The sequence below is a fragment of the Acidocella sp. genome (genome assembly GCF_035535915.1).
Taxonomy (GTDB): Bacteria; Pseudomonadota; Alphaproteobacteria; order Acetobacterales; family Acetobacteraceae; genus Acidocella.
The window spans coordinates 52,916-59,654 of sequence record NZ_DATLPB010000111.1 but is presented as its reverse complement, the minus strand read 5'-3'; the positions used below and the strand labels follow the sequence as shown (position 1 = coordinate 59,654).

Sequence of the window (6,739 nt, the reverse complement as noted above, 5' to 3'; positions counted from 1 at the left end):
GGCAGAATCGTAGCCAACGGTTTCTCGAATATCGTGGAGATATCGGATGCGCAAATCCATGGCGGTCCCTTTCCGGCGACATCCGACCCCCGCTTTACATCGGTCGGTAGCACGGCAATCAACCGCTTTCTGCGTCCCGTTTCCTACCAGAATTTTCCAGCGGAACTTTTGCCGCCGGCGCTTCGCGACGATAATCCACTGAATCTCTGGAGGTTGCGCGATAAACTTCCTGGACGGTTGTGACCGCCGCGAATTTCAAAGAAGCACGCGCTGCGGACCGCAGCGCGTGCTTGAATACATTATGGCTCCCAAATCGGCGGAGTACCTATGTAATTCCGGAGCCCGGTTATGAATGCCTGTAGCTTCGCTGATGGCTGCGCGAGCGCGCGGAGCAAGTAGACGCCCATGTCACGGCTGTTCCAAGCTTCTCCCGACAAGGGCAGCCGCGTCAGTAAGCCGGCGCGAATGTCCGGCCCTACAACCCAGGTCGGGAGGAAGGCAATGCCGAAACCGGCGAGGGCCGCCTGACGTAATGCCTCAAAATCGTCGCAACGGAACACCTCTGCGGAGGTGCCTAGAGTCTTTGTAGGGTAACCGAGGATATGAGCCCAACCGAGCAAATCGGTGCCATGCAGCTTGTCGAGCACCCGGTGGCCGGGGATCTCATCCGTCGTCTTGGGCGTGCCGGCATGTTCCAAATAGCTAGGACTGGCGACAAGCAGTCTCGTTTGAGGTGCCAGCTTTGTGGCGATGAGAGCACTATCCCGAAGCTCGCCAATTCTGATCACCGCATCCAGCCTGTCTAACACAGGGTCTGCAAGCCGCTCGGTTAAATCGAGCTCTATCTTGAGTTCCGGATACTCTGTGAAGAGTTCTTTTAGAGCCGGGACAACATAGCGCTTACCGAAAGTGGGAAGACAGGCAATCCGCAATACGCCGGCAATGGCGCCGCCCATCGCACTGACTTCCGCTTGTGTATCCGCAAGATCATTCAATAGCCGCTGGGCGCGTTCAAACAAATGTTGGCCGGCATCGGTCAGCGAGAGTGCCCTCGTCGAACGGACCAATAACGGCACGCCCAGGCTCTGCTCCAATCCGTCGATTTGACGCACGATCGACGAAGGGCTGACCGAGCGGCGACGAGCGGCGCTCGAGAAGCTGCCTCCGCGAACGACGTCAACGAAGATAGCCAAGTGTTCGGCGAACCTGGGATCCTTCATTTTTGCGCATCTCGCACAGCGGTTTGTAATTGGCAAGACGTTATCATTTGCGGCTCCATGGGGCAGTTGTCTTGTTGACATATGCAAACTCCGCTTCGTTCTGCATGAAATTGAGGAATAGACCATGACTGCGTTCTCAAAGATGCCGGTCGGCAACGGATATGGTGATCTCTTTCTGTTTATTAACGGCGAATGGATCGAAGCGGACGGCAGAGACACTTCGCCGGTCATAAACCCCGCGACAGGCGCCGTTGTCGGGTGTGTTCCACATGCGACAGCTGATGACCTTGACCTGGCCCTGGCCGTTGCTGAACGAAGCTTCCAGATCTGGCGCCGGACACCGGCTTATGAACGGGCAAAGGTCCTGAAGCAAACGGCAGCTCTCCTCAGAGAGCGGGCGCCCCACATCGAATGGCTGATGACCACCGAGGAAGGCAAGCCGCTCGCCGAAGCGAAATATGAGATCGCGAGCGCGGCTGATTACTTTGAGTGGTTTGCCGAACAGAGCAAGCGCATCTATGGCCGCGTCGTACCGGCACGTCGCTTGGGCATCCAACAATTGGTAAAGCGGATGGCGATCGGGCCCGTAGCTGCCTTCACGCCATGGAACTTTCCCGGCATCACGCCGGCCCGAAAACTGGCGGCAGCACTCGCGGCAGGTTGTTCCGTGATTATCAAGCCTGCCGAGGAATGCCCGGCGACCGCATTAGCGCTCGCCCGCGCCCTCGACGATGCGGGCCTGCCCAAGGGCGTGCTACAGATGGTTTTCGGCGTACCGGCGGAAATCTCCGAGCACCTCATCGCTTCCCCGGTGATCCGCAAAGTCACGTTCACAGGGTCTGTGCCGGTCGGTCGGCGACTAGCGGCGCAGGCCGCGCTCGGCATGAAGCCGATCACTCTTGAGCTCGGTGGCCACGGCCCCGTGCTGGTGTTCGACGATGCAGACCTGGACGAGGCGGCCCGGCTAGGGGCAGCAAACCGGTTCCGCGGCACCGGTCAAATCTGCATCTCCTCCACGCGTTTCTTAGTGCAGCGCGCGAGCTATGACACGTTCACGCAGAAATTCGTCGCCGCTGCCGAGGCATTAAAAGTTGGCCCCGGCCTCGACCCCGCAACCCAGGTCGGTCCGCTCGCTAACCAACGACAGGTAGACAAGGTCGAAGCGCTCGTCGCAGATGCGCTTTCGCTAGGCGCCAAAATCCTGACCGGCGGCAAGCGCGTCAGCGGCACCGGCTTCTTCTACGCTCCGACGGTGCTCGCGGATGTCCCGATGGAAGCGCGTGTGATGCGCGAGGAGCCGTTCGGTCCGATCGCTGTGCTCCGCCCGTTCGAGACATTGGAAGATGGTCTGGCCGAGGCCAATCGACTGCCTTACGGACTAAGTGCCTACGCATTCACCACCAGTGCCAAAACCGCCATGGCAGTCGGCGATGGATTTGAAGCCGGCATGATCGGCATCAATCATTTCAACATGGTCGTATCCGAGTTGCCATTCGGTGGCCTCAAGGAGAGCGGCTATGGTTCGGAAGGGGGCGAAGAAGGCATCGAAAATTACCTCGTGACCAAATTCATCAGCCAGATCTGAACGGAGAACGCAAGCTGCGTGGGTCACTTGTCCGGCTTTGGACGCCGACCTATCGGGTGCGATGAGTGCCTAACGCAATCGCCAACGCGTCATTGAACGCCGTCACGGAGAAGCGGACATGAAAGCCATTTCGTTTAATACATTTGGCGATGCCGGGGTTTTGCAGATCTCGGAGGCACCGGAACCATTGTTGCGGCCAACAGACCTACTGGTCCGCGTCCGCGCCGCCGGGGTAAACCGGGCTGACCTCATCCATCGCAACGGGGGCTATGGCCGACCTGACTTTGGCGATTCCACCATCATGGGATTGGAAATCGCCGGTGAAGTGATTGCCATGGGCATGGAAACCACTGGCTTCGAGGTTGGCCAGCGGGTCATGGGCGTCGTCGGCGGCGGCGCGTACGCCGAATTGGCACGGATCGACCACAGAATGGCGATGCCCATTCCTCATGAACTCGACTTCGTTCATGCCGCAGCGATTCCCGAAGCGTTCATTACGGCTCATGAGGCGCTGATTCATCTCGCCGAACTGCAACCGCACGAGACGGTGTTGATCCACGCCGCCGCCAGCGGCGTTGGTTCAGCTGCTGTCCAGCTGGCTTGTGCCGTCGGTGGTCGGATCATTGGTACGACCAAAGCAGAAAAGCTTGATGGAATACGTAAGCTCGGTGTCGACATCGCCGTTGACTACCAGCACCAGGATTTTGCCGAGGTCGTGGCCGAAGCCACCGATGGTCGCGGCGTCGACGTCGTGATCGATTTTGTTGGTGCGCCATATCTTGATCGTAACGTGCGCTCGATGGCCGAGGGCGGACGCTTGATACAAGTGGGGATCATGGGCGGGGCCGCAGATGCCAGGCTCCCGCTCGACGCGGTTCTCTATCGCCATCTGCGAATCATCGGCACGGTGATGAAGTCCCGACCGACGGACGTGAAATGCGCAATGAGCCGGCGCTTCGGTGACCGATGGCTCGAGCATTTCGATAACGGCGCTGTTAGAGCAGTGATTGACAGTATGTTCCCCTTTGCGAGGGCGGCTGATGCTCATCGCCGCATGGAGAGCGGCCAGGGGATCGGAAAAATCATACTCAGCGTCGATTGATCGTGGACGACTTTGCGCGCCCGTAAAGGTCATATAAAGAAGAAGTGCTGCTTAATCTCAGAACATCTGCTGGCCCATCTGCGGCCTTTCAATCGGAGATCTCTCATGTCTGTATTGTCCGTCGGTCCAAATCTTGGAAATAACGCTTACCCTCAGACGGGTACGAGCGAGCAGCAGGGGGCTGCTTCGTCCAGTTCGAACGTGAACACCGCATCAACCGCAACCCAATCCATGACCGCTGCGGCGTCACAATCGTCGACGGAGGTCGTCACTCTGAGCCCTGAGGCAAACCAGTATGCGGCGCTCGCATCACAGGGTATAGCGGTTACGGAGGTCAGTATTGCCGGGCTCGGCCTACCGTCACTGCCACAAGGCAGCAGTCCCGCAACCATGATTGGTTACTTGAAGGACATGAGTGAGGCTTCTCCCACGGTGCCGGTCGACGCTGATGGCAAACCGGACGGAGAGATTACATCCTCTGCTTTCGCGAAGGTTGTCGAGCAGTTCGGCGGCACAAAGCAACAGGCTGATCAACTCTTCGCTGCACTTGATACGAATGGTAGCGATTCGCTTTCAAATGCCGAAGTGCTGCAAGGTCTCGCTTCGGTATCTACTGACGGCAATAGCTCTACTGCGCAGTCACTGTTGTCGCTGATGAACGATGGCAATAGCGGCACCAGCGTGAGCCAGGAGAGCTTCCTTGCATTCGAGACTGCTCTGATTGCGGCTGAAACCCCGTCTCAGGCGTCATCGTAATCTCGTCGATCAAATATCGACGGTAACTCCACAATATCACCGATAGTTGAGTCGAGTGCTGTTTATGACCCTGCCCCGTTAGCATTACCCTTTCAGTCACTTGCGAATGCCTGGGGCAACCGGTGGTAAACTTAAACAGTCAGAAGGTTCGGGACCTGAGAGCCCTCAGGTCGCCAGCTTGATTTCATGCTTCGTCCCGATGGCGTGCCTGATCAAGCGTCACGTCCCCTCGGCGAAGGCGAGCTTGCCTGTGGGACAGCTCTCGAGCAGCACGCCTACGCCAAGATGTCCTGATATGTTGGCCATCGGGATGTCATACCCCGATGAACGACCGGTTTTGAGAAACGGCTCAGTTGCCCTGTACGTCCGGGATGGGCGCTGCCCCGCCTACCGATCAGCCCTTGCTACGACCGCTTTTGGGACGAGCTGGCAAGCTCCGGAGTGACTTACTTGGGTCGAATGCAGTCCATCGTTCAACCCGTCAAAACGTCTGTGCGAAGGTACTAGTCACCACCGGCGTGCCTATAACGCCGCTGCGTGACGCTGTGGGGTACTCCTGGCCGTATGTTGCATGTGCTGAATGGGCGTCACACGTCAGGACGACTCAGGAGAGTCGTACAGCCACCCCGTAGAGCCTCCGGTAGTCACCCACCAGGAGACGCCGCCGCAGACTCAGGCGAGTCTTTGTAAGGCTGTGGAGGGCGTGTCACGCAGCAGCCCCGCCCCCGACACTCTGCGTCGTCTGGATGATTGCCCCCGCGACGGCCCTGTAGCCTTCCCTCAGCGCCACCTCGGCCATCCCAGCGGCTGCGACGGGCACCAGGAGGCCGTCATGCATGGGCACAACAGGCGTACCTTCGGCCCATAGCGTTCGCATGGCGTGGGTTAGGCACTGCGCTTCGATGTTCTGGAGGCGAAGGGAAACGCGGTCTGAAGGAACCCCGAGGAGCTTGGAGAGGTCACGGAGGTAAGGATGAGCCGAGACGAGCGCATCCCTGATCTTGGGCATGCTCACCGCCTCGTCGTGTTTCATGTCTTTTGGCCAAGTCTTACGCAATGTCCCGGTACCGAGAGTGGCCGTCAGCGCCGCCTTGACCACGTCACGCTCGAAAGCAGCTAGCGCGCCGATCTGGTAGGGGTCGCCCAGTATCGCCTGTACGCCTGCGATAGCCGCAACGATGGACAACTGACTACCGCGTGCGTCGATCTCAGCAACCGCTTGCCCGTCAATCAGAATCTCAAGCCGGTCTTCCGCCGCCATGCGCTGTATCGACGCCTCTCCTGAGACAATCCACCGTCCACCGAACGTCCAGTCGTCCCGAAAGGTCCGGAAGAGCGCCGGGGGCTGGCAGTTGGACGACCATGAGGCCGCCGCAAGGAGCCGGTTAGCCAGCTGAACGTCGGCCTTGAGTTGCTTGTGGGTCTGATCGCTCCGGGGAATGCTAAGGCTTGCGCCACCGTCACTCTCGAACTGCTTCAGGACCATAGGTGTCTTCGCCACCTCGGCCTTCAGCGGAAAGCGTGTGCCGAAGCTGCGTTTTACGGTCTCCTTGTTGATGCCATACGACGCTGCAAGGTGGATCAGCGCGTCGCTTGCCTCATACCTGCTCGCCCATCCGGCCCAGGCCGTAACGTCGTTGAAGGCGTCCTGGCGCTCGAAACGGATGCCGGAATGGTGGAGCAGAAAGCCCGTAACCGCCAAACCATCGATCGCAGCTATCGCTGCTGAGTAGCCAACGTGACCTCTGAACGCCTCTTCCCGCCGACTCTTCAGGACCATCTTGCCGCGCCGTAGCGCAGACAGCAGCACGCCACCGACCACAGCCGCTACGGCTTCCTCCAGCGCCTGCCGTTCTTTCGGCCCACGAGGACGCCTGCGCTTCTCCTGGGCTGCTACGGCGTCGGTAAGCTCCGCCACTAGCGCCTCGGTGTTCGCATCGCGCGGCGTGTAGACCAGAAACAGAAATTCAGCTTCTTGAAGACGGATCGCTAAGCTTTTTGAAGCTCCGCCAGTTACGTATAGATGTGCTTTAAGATGCTCATCGAGACGCGTCTGTAAGCTGGTCATGAAGTGTG

At 59.0% G+C, this 6,739-nt stretch carries 5 protein-coding genes and 1 pseudogene; 4 read left to right on the top strand and 2 right to left on the bottom strand.

Annotation, left to right across the window (positions count from 1 at the left end; genetic code table 11):
* A pseudogene (locus tag VNC39_RS14995) lies at nucleotides 1–243 on the top strand (aldehyde dehydrogenase (NADP(+))); the annotation flags it as partial.
* 56 nt (nucleotides 244–299) lie between these two features.
* On the opposite strand, the gene VNC39_RS14990 reads toward VNC39_RS14995, so the two are convergent.
* The gene (locus VNC39_RS14990) at nucleotides 300–1,220 is read right to left on the bottom strand and encodes a LysR family transcriptional regulator (protein ID WP_325400455.1); all 921 of its coding nucleotides are present in this window, start codon (nucleotides 1,218–1,220) and stop codon (nucleotides 300–302) included.
* Between the two features lie 124 nt (nucleotides 1,221–1,344).
* Between VNC39_RS14990 and VNC39_RS14985 the strand changes: the two genes are divergently transcribed.
* The 3 genes from VNC39_RS14985 (at nucleotide 1,345) to VNC39_RS14975 (ending at nucleotide 4,663) form a co-directional block, all read left to right on the top strand.
* Nucleotides 1,345–2,805 carry an NAD-dependent succinate-semialdehyde dehydrogenase gene (locus VNC39_RS14985; RefSeq protein WP_325400454.1) on the top strand — a complete coding sequence of 487 codons (1,461 nt, stop codon included), beginning with the start codon at nucleotides 1,345–1,347 and terminating at the stop codon, nucleotides 2,803–2,805.
* A 118-nt stretch (nucleotides 2,806–2,923) separates the two neighbouring features.
* Nucleotides 2,924–3,907 (top strand): NAD(P)H-quinone oxidoreductase, encoded by a 984-nt coding sequence (locus tag VNC39_RS14980; RefSeq protein WP_325400453.1) that lies wholly within the window; start codon nucleotides 2,924–2,926, stop codon nucleotides 3,905–3,907.
* Nucleotides 3,908–4,012: 105 nt separating this feature from the next.
* A complete protein-coding gene (locus tag VNC39_RS14975) occupies nucleotides 4,013–4,663 on the top strand; it encodes a hypothetical protein (protein WP_325400452.1) in 651 nt (216 codons plus the stop codon).
* Between the two features lie 706 nt (nucleotides 4,664–5,369).
* On the opposite strand, the gene VNC39_RS14970 is transcribed toward VNC39_RS14975, so the two are convergent.
* The gene (locus tag VNC39_RS14970; protein ID WP_325400451.1) at nucleotides 5,370–6,731 is read right to left on the bottom strand and encodes a hypothetical protein; all 1,362 of its coding nucleotides are present in this window, start codon (nucleotides 6,729–6,731) and stop codon (nucleotides 5,370–5,372) included.
* Between the last annotated feature and the right edge of the window lie 8 nt (nucleotides 6,732–6,739).

What these genes read in the sequence shown, in the direction of transcription:
- VNC39_RS14985 (WP_325400454.1), top strand. Translation starts at nt 1,345, where the DNA reads ATGACTGCGTTCTCAAAGATGCCGGTCGGCAACGGATATGGTGATCTC.
- VNC39_RS14970 (WP_325400451.1), bottom strand. Translation starts at nt 6,731, where the DNA reads ATGACCAGCTTACAGACGCGTCTCGATGAGCATCTTAAAGCACATCTA.
- VNC39_RS14975 (WP_325400452.1), top strand. Translation starts at nt 4,013, where the DNA reads ATGTCTGTATTGTCCGTCGGTCCAAATCTTGGAAATAACGCTTACCCT.
- VNC39_RS14980 (WP_325400453.1), top strand. Translation starts at nt 2,924, where the DNA reads ATGAAAGCCATTTCGTTTAATACATTTGGCGATGCCGGGGTTTTGCAG.
- VNC39_RS14990 (WP_325400455.1), bottom strand. Translation starts at nt 1,220, where the DNA reads ATGAAGGATCCCAGGTTCGCCGAACACTTGGCTATCTTCGTTGACGTC.